Raw genomic sequence first — 20,316 nt, 5'->3', positions numbered from 1 at the left:
AAACAATACCTAAAAACCGCTCCAAGTTTTCGGCTCAAGCTACGCACATTACATAAGAATCACTAAAAGCAATTTAGCAACACCCCAGTTGTCTTCTAGATTTTATCTGTATCTTCAATTCACAACAAATTAAAAATCAGGACGTAACTTCGTCTAACTAGGCGTTAGCCACCATTGACAGAAAATAAGTGGAATCATTGATACAAAAGTTCGTGGATAAGAAATTTTTGAAGAAAAAGCACCCTTCTTTGAAATTAGACACGAATCCAAAAACCAATAGAAAATATGTGTATATCGATGATTTAATGTTGATAGTTAGATTTTTGGGGTTCATGAAGTTCGAATACAATCTACCAAACAAAAGGAATCACATTTTTATTAGAGGTCAAGTAAACGATTATGAGAATATGGTTCCCTCAATTTTTAGAGGAGAAAATCTCAATTCTGAAAGAAAAGAGAAAAGATTAAATGCTTTTAAAAAGGTCAAAGAAGAAATTTACAAACTGAAACCAGCAGCAAGATTTAAAGGTGAAATTGGAGGAGCATCATTTCAGCATTATGGATTAAAAACACCTTGGTTAGATTTAGTAGACAATATTTTCATTGGACTCTGGTTCGCAAGAAATCAAATGAAATGGATCGCAGAGGAAAATTATAAAATTGAAAAAAGCAAAAATGAATTTGGTTGGATTTATCTTCTAAAAGCTGATTACGACACTAAAGTTAACAATGAAGGAATTTGTATGGGTAATAAAACTCAATGGTGCGATTTAAGATACCATCATCGTGATTTGAGTTTAAGACCACACTTCCAACACGGAATATTTATAGCGAAATCCAAGTATTCAAAGGAAAATTATGATTTAAAGGATGAAATTATCGCAACCATAAAATTTCCAATTAATCTTAAAAATGATATGCTAGATGTGTCTCCGAATCACATCTTCCCTGAGAAACAATATGACAATACCTATAAATATCTGACTGAGCCTAAGATAAATATGAAGATAATGGAAGTTGAAAAGGAATTTGGTTTGGAAGAGCGAGAATTAGGAAGAATGTTTACTATAAAAAATAAAAACGATGGTTAACATTGCTATGGCGGTCATACCTTGCAAAAGATGGTCGCGCCGCCTATACGGGTGCGTTGTAATACAATAAAAAGTCGTTATGAGAAAAATGTTCATACCCCTTTTATCACTATCCAGTCTCGCATCATGTGCACAGGCAGAGGAATATTCTGGTGAATATTACTATGAAACTTCGGGATAGAAATATCATCTAAGCCTAAATAGCGATGAGTCATTTCTATTCAGTCATTATTGGAAAGGTAGTGGAAAAATGAGTCCCTCAGTAGTTGAATCTGGAAGTGAACATGGAAAAGGTATATGGACTTACGAAAACGGAGCTATCCTATTTTTCAATGAGCCTCAGTTAGACATTAATCAGGAACATCGTTTAAACTTCAACAATACAGTTGCCAATATAAAAGACAAATCCTATTTGGTTTTCTCCAAATCAGAAATGTTTTGGTTGGAAAACCTTAAAATGGAAAAAAGAAAATAACGCATTGCAACAATTGCAATAATTAAGTGCTAGCTTGCCAAGATCCGGGATGTTTTCCTACATTTATTGAATATTAAACTCGGCTTAACGATTTGGCACTTAAAACCTTCACACACAATACTTAGCTATACGGCTAAAATGGGTGCTCCGGTTACCATAACACACTAAACTATAGCCAAACCGCCAAGGCACATTTGGGTTTTGCCGAAACAGAAAAAAGAGAACTTAAATGACAAATGAATGAGTTATGCAAATACTTGGAGATTCTTACAGAAGTGGCAAAAAAGAAATTGCAAGAATACTTCAATACTGAAAATCTACTCTTCAGTGACTTTGATTTTGTCAACTCCTACCTGATATATCAAACGGTGCGGGATACACGCAGAAAGCCAAACACCCTTATTCATATTCCCCATAAAGGAGCGAAACACCAGTTTTACATACCAACAATAATTCTTCTATCACTATACAACTTTGTTGACAACTACCTGGACAACATAACAGAGTTCAGTGAAGGTGATACGCTGCAAAAAGGTAGGGATCGATATGTCATCGTTAAAATCAACAAAGATAAAGCAGTACTTATAAAAAGAGATAGAGCTAATTCCAAGTATCCCAATGTGCCAATTGAAAACTTAAAATCATACATTAAAACGTATGCAAGTGCTACATCAACAAGGGTGCACAACACCTTTAGTTCTTATAGATCATTTTTCAAAGAAACAGTCAAGGGGATTCATAAAGAAGTTCCTTCTCAATTCAGGTATAAATCGGTCATAATTACCGACAAAAAATAGTTGATGAATTGAAAAATTTTAAAATCAAGGATCAAAAAATCCACAAGGCTATACCATTTCAATATGTTACCAAATCGGGCAGAACTACTGATAACATTCCCATTGACCCGATGATATTCATAGTAAACGATTACCAAACTGCCCGCAAAAAAATTTTAGAAGAAGGAATTGATATTAGAAATATAGCCATACTTGGTTCAAGCAAATACAGAGAATCATATCGAGAAATATCTGAAGACTTAAACAACAAACGATACGAGAACTGCCTCCTCATTGGAAGTAAAGATATTCCTGAAAACTCTATTCCAAATATGCTGAAATGGAATTGGACGCTACCTGAACTTGACCATTTCTCTTTTGTAGAATCGAAGATCCCAGAAATTGTGAAAGTCGAAGATCCTGATTTTCAGAACAAATTTGATGGCTTCTTTGGAGCAATTGAGCATATTGAACAAAGCTTTGGTGCAAACCTAAAAGGGTTACTCAAATACGCTCGAAACATTCTCCCATTAACCATTCCAAATGAAAGTAGTCGACTTGCTAACCAGTTAGACCAACATCTTGCACACTTTAAAAAAGGTGGGTTTGATTCTTTTGAAAGTGAGTTTTGCGATAAAGACCTTTGGGAAGAAATAGATAATCAATGGTTACATCTTGCCGAGAAATATGATTTTCTTATAGAATATAAAAGAAGTCATTGCTCTAAGTATTCTGAATTAGATTCGTTTGATAGGATAGACTATCTCGTTGTTCCAAAAGACAATATACCACAATGGGAAGATGAAAGTAATAGCCGAAGAATCAGAAATATCATATCGTATAAAGAGTTCAAATCCTTAGACCATAAGAACAAGACAATAGTATTCTTAGGTTTCTATGGAATGGATCACTTTCGAATCACGATGTATAGTACCAATAACATCTATTTTTTATTATATCCACAAGAAGAAAGCTATTTCCAACTGTGTCAATCACGTTTCCAAAACGATGTTTACAAACAAATAAGAGATAAAGACCGAGAAAAACTATGTGAGATTTCATTTCAAGAAACTGAACAAATTGAAGACGTTTCAGAGCTAATAAAAAGATTATTTGAAAAAGATGGGACCTCAATTTCAAACCCTGACAATACAACTGAATACGATACAAATCTGGAGTTCATATTGACCTTTAATAATGGCACAGATACAAAGGTGTTAGATGAAAATAAGACGGTACTCGTCCAGGTACGTAATACTGAAAGAGATGAAAAAGTTAAAAACCTTAAATCAGGTGATAAGGTAAGAATCTATGATAATGTTTCAAAAGATACTTTATATGAAATTGCCTTAGAAGCCGATGAAGATGGTCACTTCCAACAGATAGAACAGTGCTCAAACTTATGGAAAACGAGTTTGTCAAACTACGGAGACAAGTTTGCTTCATTGTATGATTTTTTAGCTCATCTACAGGAAAATGGAATTTCAATAATGAGTGAAGCCACATTGCGGAGTTGGATCAATATCAAAAGTAGAATGAAATTTCCACAAAGCAGAAAAGATTTGGTTTTGATAAAAAAGCTAACAGAAATAGACGATGAAGATTTTAGAAACATTATGACATCAAGAAGTGCCTACAACAGCATTATGATTGCGTTGGGAAGGGACCTGAGCGATGAAATAACCGACTTTATTAAAAACGGAAGCAAAGGACGTATACTCCAAAAGTTCACAAAGCAACAGATAGAGAAATTTGCCGAACTAAATGCTCCTTTGATAACAATAGAGTCTATTCAAATTTTTAAAGATGATGAATAAATCAAAAGGTGAAATAGCAAGAGATCTTTTTCAAGGAAGAATACGCAAAGGAATGTTGGGGCCAGGCTCTGATGTGTTCGTTAAAAAATCTCATATTGAAAATGAGATAATCAGAAATTATCCATTGCAACAATATTATACCGGCATTTTATTTCCCGAAAAGCAAAGGATAGCGTCATTAGATGAGTTGGCCGATTGCCTTTTGGAAAGTGAAACTGATAATGAAGATGAAGACCTAGAAGACGAAATAGAACAACCAAGAGAAGATTTGAATGATCAGAACAATGGACACGATAAAGGAAATAAGACAGAAAACGATGATGAGATAAAAGTATCTCACAGCACTTTTTACCCCACTAATATTGGACTAACATTTTGTGTGGCTGATGATGTTAAACAAATTGATGTGGTTTTTAGCTTCGGCATATATACTCAACTTGACGAAAAAGATAAGTACGGAGTTGAAAATCTAAAAGTCCAATTTCCCGAGCAGTTATTTGATGAAACCATTAGAAACAATGAACACTTTCCTTCTTCACTAAAAGGCAAGTTAGACTGTAAGAACGGATATCTATTCTTAACGAAAAATATCGTTGGCAAAAAACGCAGACCAAGATCAGGTGATTATGCCGACTTTGATGCATATCAAAAAGAGTTCAGAAATAGAATTGAAACCACAAAAACTGAAAAACTACTTGGAAGAACCTGGCGAAGAGAATCAATAAAGGAGAAAAGGAAAATTCAAATTACCGATCTAACCACACCGGAAAAGTTATATGAAAAAGTCTTAACAAAAAAAGATGATGTAAATATTAGGATAAGCTACACCGTAAAGACTTACACTCATCAAGAAAACCCGGGATACAAATATGTAAAAATTCAATTGGTCAACTCCTCTACGGAACAACCGGTCAATAAATATTCAAACGCCAATGAAATTCTAAATCAGAAATGTGTGTTTCAGGCTAAAATCGAAGTACAGGATACCAAGTTGCAGACTTTCAAATCCTATTCAGAGTTAAATCCTTTAGATGAGGAAGCAGAACTTTTAAACTATTTGTATAAAGACAAATTCAGTTACGGTATTGGGCACAATTGTTCTGTAGAATGGAAAAAGGACGCATCTGGAATCGCCACAAGTTTCCTGCCGCAGTATGATGTAAAAGATACAAAAAATTCATTTGATGAATCCGACTTTGATAACCAAAATGTTTACAGTTCTATAAACGATGGTTTGGACATATATAATCTGTCTCATTTCACAACGGAAACACAAGAAGTTGTTTTGAATCGACTTAACGATTTTATAAGCCTTTACGAACAGTGGATAACTAAGCAGAGAACACTTTCAACTTCAAACAAGAATATTGAGCAAGCTATCTTTCAAAAATTGGACTACAATCTGGAACGACTGAGAAGTAACATTGGAAGATTACAGGATAACGCAGTTTATAAAGCCTTCCAATTAGCAAATACAGCAATGTTAATTCAGATAATCATATCGAATGATGCAGATTTTTCGGGAAAGGAGAAGGAGTTGGAAGACATAAGCCAATCTTTGGATTACGCAAAACTCAATTTCTTCAAAGATTATGATTTCACTCAATTGCCTTTCAATCGTCCCAAATACCGTCCCTTTCAATTAGCTTTTCTCTTACTGAATATAGATAGCATTACAGACTTAGAATCAGAAGCAAGAAATGAAGTCGTAGATCTAATTTGGTTTCCAACAGGCGGTGGGAAAACAGAAGCATATCTGGCAGTTGCAGCATTTACAATCATTTATCGAAGACTGACCAACTCAACGCGATACGAAGGCACTACTGTGATAATGCGATATACGCTGCGTCTGTTAACAGCACAGCAGTTTGAACGAGCATCACGACTAATTTGCGCCTTGGAGTTTTTAAGATGTCACTATTCCGATGAACTAAAAGATGAACCGATTACTATTGGGATGTGGGTAGGTATGTCGTCAACTCCGAACTCTGTTAAAGAAGCATTAGAAAAGGAAGAAGAAATAAGGGAAGAATGCAACAAACTGAATAGCGGAAACAACGGCAACCCAGAAAGTAAAAATGTCTTTCAGATTAGTTCTTGCTCGTGGTGTGGCACAAAACTAATTACCAAAAATCAATATGGAAACTGGACGAGTGGTTTCCAAATTAATGGAAATGGTCGAAATGCATCATTTAAAATTAGATGTGTAAATAACAAGTGCCATTTTCATAACGAGTTACCTATTCAGGTAGTTGATGAAATGCTTTATAGAAATCCTCCAACGTTACTATTTGGCACGGTGGATAAGTTTGCTATGCTTGCTTGGAAATCTAATGGACATCGATTCTTTAATTCGTTGGATGGCGAAAAATTGCCACCAGACCTCATAATACAGGACGAACTTCATTTGCTTACCGGACCATTAGGCTCGATAACAGGAATTTTTGAAAGTGTAATAGAAATACTTTGTACCAAAGAAGATCGGAAACCCAAAATAATATCATCAACGGCTACTACACGCAATACCGATGAGCAAGTTAAAGCACTATACGGAGCCAGTCGAACAGTAAATATATTTCCACCCAATGGACTTTCTTACGCAGACAGCTTTTTCGCAAAAGAAGCCAAATCAGAAAGTAAAAGACGATACATCGGCTTTTTACCTACTGGAAAATCTTCCATTGATACACAACTACAATTGCTTGCACATCTTTTTGTAGCAAGGCTTGAAGCTTACAAGTTGTTAATTCAAAATGGAGACAAAGATTATAGCACCTTTGACAAATACTGGACAATTGTTTCTTACTATAATAGCTTAAAAGATGTAGGCAAGATTCACAATAAAGTCGGGGATGAAATTTCCAACTTCACTTCCACACTTCAACAAAGACTTTTTAGCGACAACCCAGAGCAAGCATTTAATTATAGTTATTTATATAATAGGGATGAAGAACTGACCAGCAGAATAGAAAGTGCGAAAATTAAGCAAACACTTAAAAAATTAGAAGAAAATAGGTTTTCGAATAATACAATTGTAACTCCCCAAAGTGGCCGAACCTATGCTCAAAATGTCATTGATTTGGTACTCGCAACAAATATGATTTCCGTTGGAATTGACATAGACCGCTTCAATATTATGCTCATCAATGGACAACCAAGAAATGTCGCTGAATACATTCAGGCATCAAGTCGTGTAGGAAGAAAATACAAAGGTTTGGTTGTTAATCTTTTTGATGCGAATCGAGCGAGAGATAAATCACACTTTGAACATTTTATTCCTTTTCATCAGGCATTTTATAAGAGTGTTGAACCCATAAGTCTTACCCCTTTTACCGAGAACACATTAGAGAAGATGCTAACCAGTGTGATGATAACTTATTTACGACATAAAATACGGGGAATGGCTGCCGATGATGCTGCCCAACATTTCGAACCTGAAATGTTAGATGGATTGAAAAGTGAAATTCAACAACGATTTGGAGCCAATGAAACTATGTACAAGTTGTTGGAGAATAAATTAGAGCAACTGGCTGAAGATTGGACATATAAGATAGAAGAACACAGTCTTACCAAATATGATGATGGCAAGGAAGGGTTGTTGGTAAAACCGTCACAAAAAGATTTTGGTGAAGATGAGAAATGGGCTGTGATGCAGTCAATGCGTGAAATTGATACCAATTCATTTATTAAAAAGGAACTACCTAAAATCTGAAACAATGGGTAAAAAGTACACGGAATTACAGACAAGAAAACTTATAAGTTCCTATGGTGGAGTTGGGTCGATTTTGGAGACAATTGATGGTGCTTTAAAGGTAAGGGAGTTTGACAAATGGCAGTACTTTGCTATGATTGAGCGTGGACGGGAAGAATTAACAGAAAATCAGATTATCGAAGATGATAGATTATTGAAACGACTTAAGTACTATTTTCAAAACCTGAATTTTATTGCAAAAGTTCCTGCTAATTACTCGGAATTTTACAATGCATCTATTCCTTCTCTCAGAAATCATATTGTAAATGCAGAGTATTTTCCCAAGTGGATGTACTGTAATAAATGTGGAAGATTTAAACGCATTGATGATTGGTTTAAAGGATGGTGTAATGTCTATTCGAATGATGTAAACAGGAATCGCGAGTCTTTTCAACCTCCAGTATGCTATAAATGCTATTCCAAAGCAAAAGACAATAAAGAAAAGCGTAAATTCTTTCGCTTAGAACAAGTCAGATTTATTATGACTGCTCCAAATGGAGATATTGATGACTTGCCCTGGCACTTATGGACCAATAGAGCGGATAAATCAAGTAATGAAAAGAAAGACGAAGGCGAATCAGCAAAATTCTTTAATGATTTTAATCCCTGTTGCAAAAAACAAGATCTTTATTACCTAAAATCTGATAAGTTCTCAGATTTTTCCGGTGTACGAATTCAATGTAAAAATCCTGATTGCAAAACCAAAGGAAGACAATTCTCGCTTGCAGGGCTATTAGGGCTAATATATCCGCATTTCACCAATGGAGAAATAAGTACAGTTAAGGATAAGGAAGGAAACGAAATTTTAAGCAAGGAAGGTAAGTCACAAAAAATATTTTACAAACCGGTAATTCGTAGCAGCAATAGCGTTTACTATCCATTGATAACCAATAGTTTGTTTATACCAACCAGAAGCATATCAAGTGAATTAAAATCAGTAATTAAGACACTACACAGAAATATAAATTTAACTCCTGAGCAAATAAGAACAAACATTTTGGAAAACAATCAAGTTGATCTCACTTTAGGGCAAATCAAAGAAATCATCTCGCCTGAGCAAAATGACTTTGTTTCTGAAACAGAATACCGATTACGAGAATATGACTATTTACTTTCGGAAAATCACGAAAATGATCAAAATCTTGTTGTAGAATCAGTAATATCAGATTCTTTGAAATCTTTTAAAATCAACAAATTGTTGAAATTAAAAAGATTAAAATTATCGTCCGTCCAAACAGGATATAGCCGTCAGGAACCGATAGATAAGGATTTATATGCTGAGTTGTCTATGGACGACTATGTACGACCCGAAAAAGGAATCAAAGCCAAATACACATCTACAAAAGGGAACGGAACCACAATTCTTCCGGGTGTAGAAAGCTTTGGTGAAGGTATTTTTATTGACTTTGATAAAGAGAGTATCATTGATTGGTATGAAAGCGTTAAAGATAAGTCTGAATTCAAAAAAAGAATGGACTCGATGCTTGAAAATATGGGACGGTCAGATTATCGAATGAATGATGAGAAAAACAAGATGCTTGGCAACCTTCAATATCTTTCAAAGTTTATTTTGATTCATACTTTTTCTCATATACTGATTAAAGAATTGGAATTTTTAACTGGCTACCCTGCAACTTCAATGCAAGAACGTTTGTACACAAACGAAAAAGAAATGCAAGGTGTTCTAATTTATACGATAGCAGGAACCGAAGGAAGTTATGGTGGCTTAGTTCGACAAGCAGAACCCGAAAGATTTGTGAAAATTTTAAACTCTGCAATTACAAGGGCCAAAGACTGTGCATCTGATCCCATTTGTTACCACTCTGATGGACAAGGAATCGGCGGGCTAAACTTAGCAGCTTGCTATTCGTGCAGCTTACTACCTGAAACATCGTGTGAAGAATTTAACAGTTACTTGGATCGGGCTGTATTGGTTGACAAGAAATTTGGATATTACAATGAAATTTGAAATTCCCACGCGAAAAGCCCTACGCATTTACAATTTGCTTAAACCGATAAACAAGCCAAAAACTTGCCAAAGAGTATGCCTTTGCCTACCCAAAACGGGAGAATGAATACGCGCTCCAACACAGTATATGCCATACCATTGGTAGCAATTTATTCCCAATCTCATAAACAAAGGCTTTTTTTGGGACTAATTCTCTCCAATGATATTTATAAAGCTTATCAATATTCTATAAGCTTTACTTTATAATTTTTTGATTCCTTATTCTTCTCCCTAACCACAAAAAATTCCGCATGAGCCGCAGAGTATCTTTCAAAAGAAAGATAGCGAGCGGGAACCATGCTGCGCAGTGGTTCCCGCTCGCGCCTGCGGCGGGCGACCGCAGGCTATGCCTGCTCTGGTTTGGGATTCGTCTATTATAACAGTTTATGATTTTTTAATACGGGACCATGTAATTGTTTGAATATCAAAGGCAAATACTATAAAATCCGTTGCATTCACCTAAAATTACTTCATTTCAGGGCTTTCCTAATAATCAATGATTTACAAGTCCCGTCCTGCACACTTCCCGCGAGTGCACACCTTTCTTTCCCCTTACCGATGATATTTGGACAAAGCCATCACCATGCGAAAAAAGAGCGTTATTATCAGCGAAAGGAGCCATAGGGAACTCAAGAAATTGGCTTCAGAACACAATAGAGGGGTCGGAAAATTTACCGAGGAAATGATTCATTATTTCCAAAAGACAGGAACCGACCCGCAGGCCATTAAGGGCAAGAATGCTTTTGAAATGATCAAGGTCGTTGATCGGCGAATTGTTTCCTTCTTCAAAACACAGGAATCCGAAATCCTTTATCCCATCCAAAAGCAACTGCTCAAAAACGGGCAACGTACCGAGACATTGTTCAACAAACTTATCGATGAACTCAATCGAATTTTTGAACAAATACGAATGGGAAGATGATGCCTGTAAGTATCGTACATCAGACTTCATCGGACAACAAAGGAAGCTGCTCCAAATATGGGCATTATCTCAATAAGGAAAACAAGGAACTCAAAAAAGAGGGGCAACCAGAACGACAGCAATTCTTCTTTAACCAGGACCAAAATATGATAACAACGGCCAATGCGATTTCACTGGTGGACGATAACAATAAAGGCAAGGGATTGGCCAAAAAACAGGACAGGTATTTTACGTTAACCTTGAATTTTAGCCAAAAAGAACAGGAGCACTTGACCTCCACTATTGCCAAAAGACCGATTGCAACCGTGGATGAACTCAACCAAAAAGAATATGAACACTACAATGAGGTCATTAAACTTTTTGTGCGACAGGCCATGCAAAACTATGCCGCCAATTTCAAAAAGGACATCAAAGAAAACCAGATTGTCTGGTTTGCGAAGATTGAACACAAACGGCGATTCAAAGGAATGGATGCAGCCGTCAAATCGGGGCAGGTCAAAAGCGGTGAGCCTAAAAAAGGATTGCAGACCCATGTACATATCACGGTCTCTCGGATGCACAAAGACCATCGAATCAATCTAAGCCCGTTGGCCAATGCCAGAAGCGGGAAAGAACTTGTATTGAATGGTAGAACCGTTAAAGGTGGTTTTGACCGCTCCAACTGGAAACAGCTTAATGAGGACTCATTTGACAACATGTTCAAATACAAACGTGGGCTGGAGGAAAAATTTGAGACCCTCAGAACCTTGAAGCATGGTACTATGGAAGAGAAATTGGCCTTGCAGAACAAAATCAAATTGGAAAAAGAACCTCGTCAACGCCGACATCAGGAGCAATGGCTCCCAGATATGGTTAAAGAAAGGACACGGGACAGGAACAATCAAATCTCACGATGACCATGGAAAACACCTTCTTTGTCGAGTATATTCTTGGGGCCAAGGGTATCTACTACAGGTCATTACTGATAGTTGTAAGTACGGTGGTCTACACTCTTTTCCTTAGAAAAAAGTTGAAAATTTCCATCATCCTCGGTGCACCTTTGTCTTATTTCATTGCCCTAATTTTTCCCGTGACCTGGACTTTGCCAGCTTATCTCATTTTGTGGTTGGCCTACCACATTCTCAAAATACTTTTCAAAACAATTCGAAGTGTGAAGGTAGAAAGACCAATCAAGATTAAGGAAGGGGATTTCCCATTTCGAATTGACAACAAAACGATACTATTGGAAAATCCCTACCGCGGCATATACATCCAAGGCGGGGCGGGAAGCGGAAAATCAGCTTCATTGGTCTATCCCATATTGGAACAGGCCGTTACTCAGCATTTTTCTGGTATCTGCTATGATTTTAAATCCCCCGAACTGAGTAGCTTTCTGTTCACGCAAATGGATAATTTCCAATCCGGTATCAAACCCTATTTTGTGGATTTTAAGGATGCCAAAAGAAGTGCGCGGGTCAATCCCTTACAACCTGACCTAATGACCAAGACAGCCTATGCACACGAATATGCCCAGACCCTGATGTACAACCTATCCCCCAACAACATCAAAAACGAGGATTATTGGGTCATTGAGGCCAAAAGTGTGTTGACGGGATTGATTTGGTATTTGAAATTGGAATATCCCCACTATTGTACCCTGCCCCATCTGATCAGTTTGGTACTCCATGGCAATATTGGGGAGTTGGTCAAAAAGGTTTCGAAAAACTATGAGGCAGCAGGCTATATGGCCAGTCTATACCAGGCCATCAAAAGTGAATCAAGCAGACAGGTCTCTGGCGTAGTCAGTACCTTACAGACCAACTTGGCCAAATTGAATACCCCGGATATTTTTTGGATTCTTTCGGGGAATGATTTTGATTTGGACATCAATAGTCCATCCAATCCCAAATTTGTCAGTATTGGTAACGAAAGCACCTTGTCTCAAACCTACGCCCCGGTAATTTCTTTAATCCTTTCGGTAGCATTAAAGCAAATGAACCAGCCCCATAAGCATAAGTCAATGGTCTTGGTGGATGAACTTCCAACGCTCTATATCAACAAACTGGAACAAACACCGGCCACGGCACGAAGCAATAAAGTAGCTACGGTTTTGGCCTGTCAGGACTTTAGCCAATTGGTGGACCGATACGGAAGGGACAAGGCCCAAGTCATTCTATCCAATATGGGCAACCAGTTTTTCGGAAGAACGGTCAACAAGGATTCTGCCCAAATGATAAGCCAACTTTTTGGCAAAGCAGACAAAACCTTTAAGACCACCAACCACGGGGACAATTATTACCAATCCTCTATTTTTGGGAAGCATACCAATTCCCTCAACAAGAGTACTAACGAGAGTATTCAGGAACGGGACAGGGTAAAGATTACTGACATTATGAACTTACGTCTTGGTGAATTTTATGGGTTTATTGCAGAAGGAAACGAACAAGAGATTTTGAAAGAACAATTTCAAATCAATCAAGAGTTTTGGGGAGACAATTTTGACTTTCCGATGATGGCCACCGAAACGGATATTCAGAAAAAATATCACCAAATTATTGGGGAAGCCAAAAGTATTTTGGAACCACCGAAAAACAAGGGAAACAATCTGCTCAATTTTTGATTTTATGGAATCGCTCCCAACCCGTGATCACCCAACAATCTTCAAAACCCCTTCATTGCTCTCTTTAAAGGCATTGCTCTTTCGTAATTGCTCCTCCATGCTTTCCATATCACTTGCCAAGAGGGTATCGCTAAATGCATGGGCACGTTCCAACATTCGAACATAAACTTTGGGGTCGCTATTACGGGTCAATCGACGCAAAGCTCCTAGATAATCCTCACGATAAACAGTGGGAATGATGATCTTGGTTTGTTGGGCAGTGGAAAGTTCTGCGTTCATCATAATACGGGCCAGACGGCCGTTACCGTCCAAAAAAGGATGAACCTCACTAACAACGAACATCATATAAGCTGCCTTTGCAAAAGGATGGACAAGGGCTTTATAAAAATCTAAGCTCTGCAATAAAGTGCCGCGTACAAGTTCCATATCGACAAAAAAAGTGTCGCCGGCTTTATTGTTCTTGTCCTTAAACTTTCCTGGCTTTTTATCTTCCCTTGCACTAAGCAGGATTTCATGGCGGTATTGAAGGATTTCCAACAAGTTTTCAGCAGAATATGGGACAATTTTCATTTCCTGCTTGTTGGAAACCAATTGATACGTACCCAATATATCATGTGAATCCTCATTTCTAGCGGGTAGGGGTTGTTGGGTGGCAATTACTTGTTTTGCCTCATCAATCTCAAATACCGTTCCCTCAATGTAGTTGGAGAAATAACTTTCGTAAAATGCAAAATTGCGATAGGCCTCCGTGGTCGTATTCTTTTCTTTGCGGTATTTAAACTCGTTTTGTTTCAATTCCCGAAAGAGGATTTCAAACAGTTGAATACGGGCAGGATCATAAGGGTTGCCTACGGCACGTGCCGTCGCCAATGGGGATTTTAGCTCATTTGCCGACCTTGTTACAAGCAGGGCACTTATGATTTTATTGAGTTTTTCAAACTCCTTTTCCATGCCCAATTCCTTGGATATTTTACGTGCTCTATCACGTAGTTCGTTCAATTCCGCCTCACCGTTAACCCTTATTATTTTTTCCAGTTTTTCCTCTAATTGTGGATAAGCCAACGTTTTGGAATTGGCTCCTCTTTGTCGTGAGGTTTGTAGGTTTTCCAAAAACGCCCGCTCGCGTTGGGAGACCATTAATTCCCCTGAAAAGGATGTATCCCCATCAATGGCTTGTGGGCCTTCTAAAAAACGAATGGTGATTCCAGGAAGCTTGACTTTTTTTGTGTATTTATAGGTTACAAAAATTTGGTTACTTGGTGTGGGCGCAAATTCAAAGGCAGATCTATGGCTGAGAACGGCTCCGGGATAAAGATTTCCCAAGATAGGAAACAGGTTGCGCCGTATGATATTTTCAGGAGTATCCTCAAAATTTGAGGTGTAAATACGAGGGGCTATCTTCCGTATACTGCCTTCGTCTTCCCATTTGGAGATACGACGTGAGGTTACGGAATCCGGGGAGCTATAAATAATTTCCTGTAAGTGCACATTTTTTTCCATTATCACGCATTAACGACACAAAGCTGCAAAATATTTTCTATTATAAATAGGTTTTTGACAAATATTTTCCATTATAATTGCCCGTGTTATTTTCCAATAAGTTGAATTAATGGGGATATTTTGCAAAAAATTTTACAGTAAAGCCACAAAACAGTAAAATATTTTCCATTATAATTTTAAATAACGTTCTCTACATACAGCCTATCCGTGTCTCTGCGGAAGTTGAAACCGCGCATAAACCCAAACGGACGAAAAAAATCGTCCGTTTGGGTTTATCTTACAATTTCCTACCCTCCCGGCGAAGCAATTCATTATATATTTCAATAGTTTAGAAAAAATTCTGTTTCTTGGAACATTGCTCATAAAAATCTGATCATTACCTCCTTTTTCCCTTTCGTTTAGTATTTTTCACAAACTCTGCGTAATCAGATTCGGCAATATGTTTAATTTCTCTGACTCCACTCCAAAAAGCTTTCATTGGAGTTTCATAAAGCTCATTTCTCAAAAAACCACCGTCCTTATCCTTGTCAAATTCCTTAAAATCGTCCAGTACCAAATACCCTGTTTTATTGGATTTTTTATCTATTCCACTAACAATATTTATGAAATAATACGAATCTGAATCTCCGAAAAGTGCTTTTACCTGAGGGCTGAATTTTACAATCTTTTCTTTTGACTTTTTAATTAAGTATTTCTTTTCATTGATTGGATTTTCCAATGGTCTCCCCCAGTCATCGGTTGAGAAACTTGACTGCTGTCTCGCAAATTCAATTCTGATTTCTTTGCGACCTTTGCCTAAATCTTCGGTGAATTCGTATTCTGGAAAGGCTTGTTCAATTGCACTTTCCAATTCCCATTGTTCGTAATCATCAGCGAAACTGACCTCATACCTGTCCTCAAACTCGATTATGAACACTGGGGCGTCAATATGTACTTGCCGAATCAGGTCTTGAACAATCTCAATATCTTCTTTTCTGTTGATAGTCATATCTAGATAGGTCATTATCATAACTGACTATTTTTCTAGATTAAATCTATCATTGTATAAAGATTGACCCACATCAGATTTCCAAAAACTTTCGGGATCCTTCATAATTTCTTGTGCTATCCTATCTTGTTGTGTTTCATTCGGTAAAGCAAACTCGCTAATTTTTTTTATGCGATTGGTCATAAAATTTATTATCGGCTCATATTCCAATGGTTGAGGTATTTCAATATTGCCTCCTTTTGGGTGAATTTCAACATCATAAAGTTCATCTAAATATTTAGGGCTTTTGATGACACTCCAAAAAATAAACCTGTTAAACTTTCCATACAGTATTAAGTGCTCTTGGTTTGGGCCAGTAACAATTGTTCCGTCCAAGGCCCTGGTAAAATAGAAGTCGACACCTTTTAAATCTGTAGTATGTGATTCAATCCTATCGGTCAAAAAAAGATTTACATTGTGAAACTTTCTAGGAATAGTACCGATCCGTAAATAAAGTTTCCATTCCTCTTCTACTTCTTGTAGTAGTTTGAAGTACCATTGATTCTTCAAATTTGCTGTCGTTTTAAATTCGGACAACAGAATCCTCCATAAAAATGACACCGAAAAATAATAGAGATTTTCATTATAGTCTAGCTCTGTATACCCTTGCAGGTAAGGTTCAAAAATGTTTTCTGCGAACCATTTTTCCCGTACAGCAAAGTCTTGCTCTGCTTTAAAACTTAACAAATGGTGTTTTATGCCATCTTGCTCTCTTTTATTGGGTTCAACCAATTTCCTTAAAAACTTTGAGCCTGTCTTTTTGGTATGCTTGATTACAAATTTTGGAAAGATGTGGCTTTCCATTAAATCTGTCTCATTGCCGTACAAAGCACAAATTCCTTTTACCATAAAACACGATTGAACTATACAGATTTTTGTTAGTAAGAAAAATAATTCTATTTAAACCTTTTTTGCTATTTTAAAACCTATATCTATAAGCTTGCTATCGCCGATTTCGCTCTTCAATTTATCTACTAGTGCGCTTTTTTTCTCTTCTACTTTAACCACTAATAAATCTGTTAGTATTGAGAAGTTTTTAAGTTGTACCTCATCAAAGCTATATACCTTGATAGAGTAATGACTAAAGATAGAGTTTAATGTAGAGCCATCATATTGAAATTCAATGTGCGCCCTATCGGTTTCATAGATGCTTTTGTCAGCGTGGGCTACAAACGAATTTCTTAAACCAATAATATATTTATGAAACCGAATCAGGTCATTAACCTTAATGCCGTTTTGTCCAGGAAAGTCTTTTTTTATGATTTTTATATCAATGGAATTTCGCCCACCTTTTTTGGTATAATTAAAACATCTCCCATAACCTATTATGGCATTTGTAAACAATGCCCTTTTTAGCAACCTTCTTTCTCCGGTATTATTTGATAATTCTCGTTTGCGGATAATCGTTAATTCTTGAATCAGCTCTTTTACGTTCTGTAAATCTTCCAATATTGATATGTGGTCATTTAGCTGTTTTGCATATTTGATAGTTTCGTCTATTAACCAAGCGTTCGAAGGTAATTCAGCTAGCAGAATATCTTCAACACTTTGTGGGGTGACGTCACCGTAAATTTTCTTCGTGTGAACTGGCATTCTATTCAATCCTTAAAATTATGGGCAAAGTTTAATTTCTTATTCTTGATAAATCTGGTATTTCGTTAAAACCATCAAACCCAATTTTGATAATTCGTTCGAAGAAGAATCTGCTCAATGCACTTTGAGGTAAGTTCTTAATACGATTATATTTTTGCAATTCCCATTTGTTGATTCGCGCTCTTTCGGCAAAACTTTGTGCATTGCCAACAATGGTATTCGATGCATGTTTCATAGATACACCTCTTTCTGCCTGAAATCGAAGGGCATTGTTTGTAGATCTATATAAAATTCCATATATCTGAGAGACGGAAAAGTCGTTTGTTAAATCATTTAATACTGTTCTGGTTTTTTCTCCAATGTTGTAGTCAATCCCTAAAATGTTGTTTACACTATGTTCGAAGTATTCAATTGATTCATATAATGCTATTTTCTTCCATAAAAGGAAAGCCTCATCATAATCGGTTTCTTGAATTTCTGAAGGATTGATTATGGATTCTACCAAGGGTACCTTGTTCAGTTCTCTGGACCTTATATTTAATGCCCATTTAACTTTATAAGGATAATATCGATAGTTTCCTTCTTCATAATCTACTATTTCAATGAATTCTGAATCTGTACTATGATGAATTACAATTGAACCTATATCGCTTAAAGTATTGATTATTTCTGAACGGAATTCGTAGGTAGGTGTTAAAGGGCTTATGAAACTTTCAATAGGTTTGATGTAATTATAGTCTTCTGAAATTCCCTCTCTCAATAAAGCTCCTAGATAGACTTTTTCGGTAAATGTTAAATCTTCCAACTCAATTTTTTCTTCATCTTCATGATTTAGCCATATATCCAAAAAATCTTGTTTTTCTTGCCGTTCTCTATCTTGATGATACCACTCGATAGCCTTGCAGTTCTTACATGAACAGAACCCACCCTCTTCATGTCCACAGCTAGGGCAATATTCGAGAACCATTTTCCAAGATTGATAATCCCTAGGTAATCTTGGCTTGATAAGGTTTACTTCACAGTAAGTACATTTGGTATCCAAAACTTCTGGAGGCAAGTGTCTGACGAGTTGGCTCGGCCGTAAATCTAGTTTATAATCACTTATAAGATTCGAAACCTTTTCTTTACTATAATATCTTTCAATTAATTCTAATATCTCATCATTCGATAAGTGCGATAGTTTTTCGCTCATTTGCTAAATCTTTAAATGCTATCAAAAGAGTAAGAATGTACTACTTTACTTATATTACAAATGTATTTTTTTTAGTCTTTATTTCTAATCTAATCCTATGAAGATTACATAATCGGAGTTGTAATATTGAGATATTCTCACATATCTCTAATTAGCTGAATATTCAATATTTGGCAAGGTAAATTGCCGTTACAACGCAAGACAATTTGGTTTAAAATAGAGTGCCCTGTCGGGCACTTTTTTGTGGATAGGGAGAAAGAAGTCAAATGCCATTTTTTGCCAAGTTTTGGGCGGAAATCCCATCGCTTGGGCGTATCTTAAAGTAGTTTAAATTACTGATAGTCAATTATTTGTTTGAATAACGCCCAAGGAATATGATTCACGCTATAAACGAAGTTGAGGTAAGCTATCGACACGAGATACCCCCTACGTTTTGGAAGAAAATAAACTCATCAGGTGATGCTGCTAAAGTGTTGTACGACCATTGGAACCCGGACACCATTGGACTGAATGAATGTTTTAAAGTGCTGCTCTTGAACAACGCCAACAAAGCAAAGGGAATCTATCAGATTTCACAGGGTGGCATAACGGGAACATTGGTCGATATCCGCATTTTGTTTGCGGTTTTGTTAAAGACACTGGCTGTGTCAGCGATTATTTGCCACAACCACCCTAGTGGCACACTAAAGCCAAGCGCAACGGATAAGGAAATCACCAAGAAAATACATGAGGCCTCAAAACTTTTTGATATCAAAATCTTGGATCATATCATATTGGCTCCCGATGGCTCATACTTCAGCTTTTCAGATACCGGAATCCTTTTTTAATCTAAACACTACAACATGATACAATTGAATTACAACGACCTTAGCCAAGAAGCCCAGGAACGATTGTTGACCAAATCCAAAGCAGATATACAAACCCAAATTGGGAAAGCATTGAAAAAGTATTCAGATGAAAATGGAATCGCTTTGGAAACCTTGTTGAAGGAAGAAGCTATCAGAAATTTATATTGTTACAAGTATTCATTCCGTCTTTAGCTCTTTAAACTTTCACAAAAAATCACGCTTTCTGATTGTCGATTTGGTTTCAAGCTACAACTATTCAACAACGCTATAGAGCCGTTCCTAAGTGATTTAAGGAGCCTTCAAAAGTACAGGAATAACCAAACAAGAAAATTCAAAAAATACCGTAAAAACCTTTATATGAGCATTTTAGCTTTGAGCAACATGACAATTTCACCTGATAACAGCATTGAAAACAAACGTAGCCCTATTCGTAGCCTTAAAAATAATAAAACCCCTGTAAACCAACTGTTTACAAGGGTTTTAAGTGGTCCCACCTGGGCTCGAACCAGGGACCCCCTGATTATGAGTCAGGTGCTCTAACCAACTGAGCTATAGGACCGTTTTGGTGCTGGCGGCTTCAAAGAAACCCTCTTTGCCTTCACAAAAAAGAGTGTGCAATATTACTACTATTTTCCCGAGGATGCAACTGACCCGGCCCTATTCTTAACTCCTCTATCATAGACATCCGAAACTTTTGAAACTAGACCGTTTTACTGC

The 20,316-nt window shown here is 36.8% G+C and carries 15 protein-coding genes and 1 tRNA gene; 10 read left to right on the top strand and 6 right to left on the bottom strand.

Going from position 1 to position 20,316, the window contains the following annotated elements; all coding sequences use genetic code 11:
* Positions 1-248: 248 nt before the first annotated feature.
* The 8 genes from ACO06Y_RS05470 to ACO06Y_RS05435 all read left to right on the top strand — a co-directional run bounded on the left by ACO06Y_RS05470 (position 249) and on the right by ACO06Y_RS05435 (position 13,439).
* On the top strand, positions 249-1,091 hold the full coding sequence (locus tag ACO06Y_RS05470) for an FRG domain-containing protein (RefSeq protein WP_422082820.1): 843 nt from the start codon (positions 249-251) through the stop codon (positions 1,089-1,091).
* Positions 1,092-1,802: 711 nt separating this feature from the next.
* A complete protein-coding gene (locus ACO06Y_RS05465) occupies positions 1,803-2,363 on the top strand; it encodes a hypothetical protein (protein WP_422082819.1) in 561 nt (186 codons plus the stop codon).
* A gap of 8 nt (positions 2,364-2,371) precedes the next feature.
* Complete coding sequence (locus ACO06Y_RS05460) at positions 2,372-4,159, top strand: hypothetical protein (protein ID WP_422082818.1); 1,788 nt, start codon at positions 2,372-2,374, stop codon at positions 4,157-4,159.
* The gene (locus ACO06Y_RS05455; protein ID WP_422082817.1) at positions 4,149-7,871 is read left to right on the top strand and encodes a helicase-related protein; all 3,723 of its coding nucleotides are present in this window, start codon (positions 4,149-4,151) and stop codon (positions 7,869-7,871) included. The genes ACO06Y_RS05460 and ACO06Y_RS05455 overlap by 11 nt, the downstream gene beginning before the upstream one ends.
* Positions 7,872-7,875: 4 nt before the next feature.
* Positions 7,876-9,879, top strand: coding sequence for a DrmB family protein (gene drmB / locus ACO06Y_RS05450; protein WP_422082816.1), 2,004 nt, complete (start codon positions 7,876-7,878; stop codon positions 9,877-9,879).
* Between the two features lie 622 nt (positions 9,880-10,501).
* The gene (locus ACO06Y_RS05445; RefSeq protein WP_422082815.1) at positions 10,502-10,840 is read left to right on the top strand and encodes a BfmA/BtgA family mobilization protein; all 339 of its coding nucleotides are present in this window, start codon (positions 10,502-10,504) and stop codon (positions 10,838-10,840) included.
* Positions 10,837-11,736 carry a DUF5712 family protein gene (locus ACO06Y_RS05440; protein WP_422082814.1) on the top strand — a complete coding sequence of 300 codons (900 nt, stop codon included), beginning with the start codon at positions 10,837-10,839 and terminating at the stop codon, positions 11,734-11,736. Before ACO06Y_RS05445 ends, ACO06Y_RS05440 begins: the two co-directional genes overlap by 4 nt.
* Before the next feature lie 2 nt (positions 11,737-11,738).
* Complete coding sequence (locus ACO06Y_RS05435; protein ID WP_422082813.1) at positions 11,739-13,439, top strand: type IV secretory system conjugative DNA transfer family protein; 1,701 nt, start codon at positions 11,739-11,741, stop codon at positions 13,437-13,439.
* A gap of 27 nt (positions 13,440-13,466) precedes the next feature.
* Here ACO06Y_RS05435 and ACO06Y_RS05430 read toward each other — a convergent pair whose 3' ends face one another.
* The 5 genes from ACO06Y_RS05430 to ACO06Y_RS05410 all read right to left on the bottom strand — a co-directional run bounded on the left by ACO06Y_RS05430 (position 13,467) and on the right by ACO06Y_RS05410 (position 18,751).
* Positions 13,467-14,939, bottom strand: coding sequence for a Fic family protein (locus ACO06Y_RS05430; RefSeq protein ID WP_422082812.1), 1,473 nt, complete (start codon positions 14,937-14,939; stop codon positions 13,467-13,469).
* A 376-nt stretch (positions 14,940-15,315) separates the two neighbouring features.
* On the bottom strand, positions 15,316-15,948 hold the full coding sequence (locus ACO06Y_RS05425; protein ID WP_422082811.1) for a hypothetical protein: 633 nt from the start codon (positions 15,946-15,948) through the stop codon (positions 15,316-15,318).
* Positions 15,949-15,954: 6 nt separating this feature from the next.
* Complete coding sequence (locus ACO06Y_RS05420) at positions 15,955-16,815, bottom strand: hypothetical protein (RefSeq protein WP_422082810.1); 861 nt, start codon at positions 16,813-16,815, stop codon at positions 15,955-15,957.
* Between the two features lie 51 nt (positions 16,816-16,866).
* Positions 16,867-17,559 (bottom strand): hypothetical protein, encoded by a 693-nt coding sequence (locus ACO06Y_RS05415; RefSeq protein WP_422082809.1) that lies wholly within the window; start codon positions 17,557-17,559, stop codon positions 16,867-16,869.
* A gap of 31 nt (positions 17,560-17,590) precedes the next feature.
* Positions 17,591-18,751, bottom strand: a complete 1,161-nt coding sequence (locus ACO06Y_RS05410; RefSeq protein WP_422082808.1) for a hypothetical protein — start codon at positions 18,749-18,751, stop codon at positions 17,591-17,593.
* Positions 18,752-19,125: 374 nt separating this feature from the next.
* On the opposite strand from ACO06Y_RS05410, the gene ACO06Y_RS05405 reads away from it, so the two are divergent.
* Both ACO06Y_RS05405 and ACO06Y_RS05400 read left to right on the top strand, forming a co-directional pair.
* The gene (locus tag ACO06Y_RS05405) at positions 19,126-19,578 is read left to right on the top strand and encodes a JAB domain-containing protein (protein WP_422082807.1); all 453 of its coding nucleotides are present in this window, start codon (positions 19,126-19,128) and stop codon (positions 19,576-19,578) included.
* Between the two features lie 15 nt (positions 19,579-19,593).
* Positions 19,594-19,791, top strand: coding sequence for a hypothetical protein (locus ACO06Y_RS05400; RefSeq protein WP_422082806.1), 198 nt, complete (start codon positions 19,594-19,596; stop codon positions 19,789-19,791).
* Positions 19,792-20,084: 293 nt separating this feature from the next.
* Here ACO06Y_RS05400 and ACO06Y_RS05395 read toward each other — a convergent pair.
* A tRNA-Ile gene (locus ACO06Y_RS05395) sits at positions 20,085-20,158 on the bottom strand.
* Between the last annotated feature and the right edge of the window lie 158 nt (positions 20,159-20,316).

The organism is Ulvibacterium sp. (genome assembly GCF_965228935.1).
Taxonomy (GTDB): Bacteria; Bacteroidota; Bacteroidia; order Flavobacteriales; family Flavobacteriaceae; genus Ulvibacterium.
This window is presented reverse-complemented; position numbering and strand designations above follow the sequence as displayed.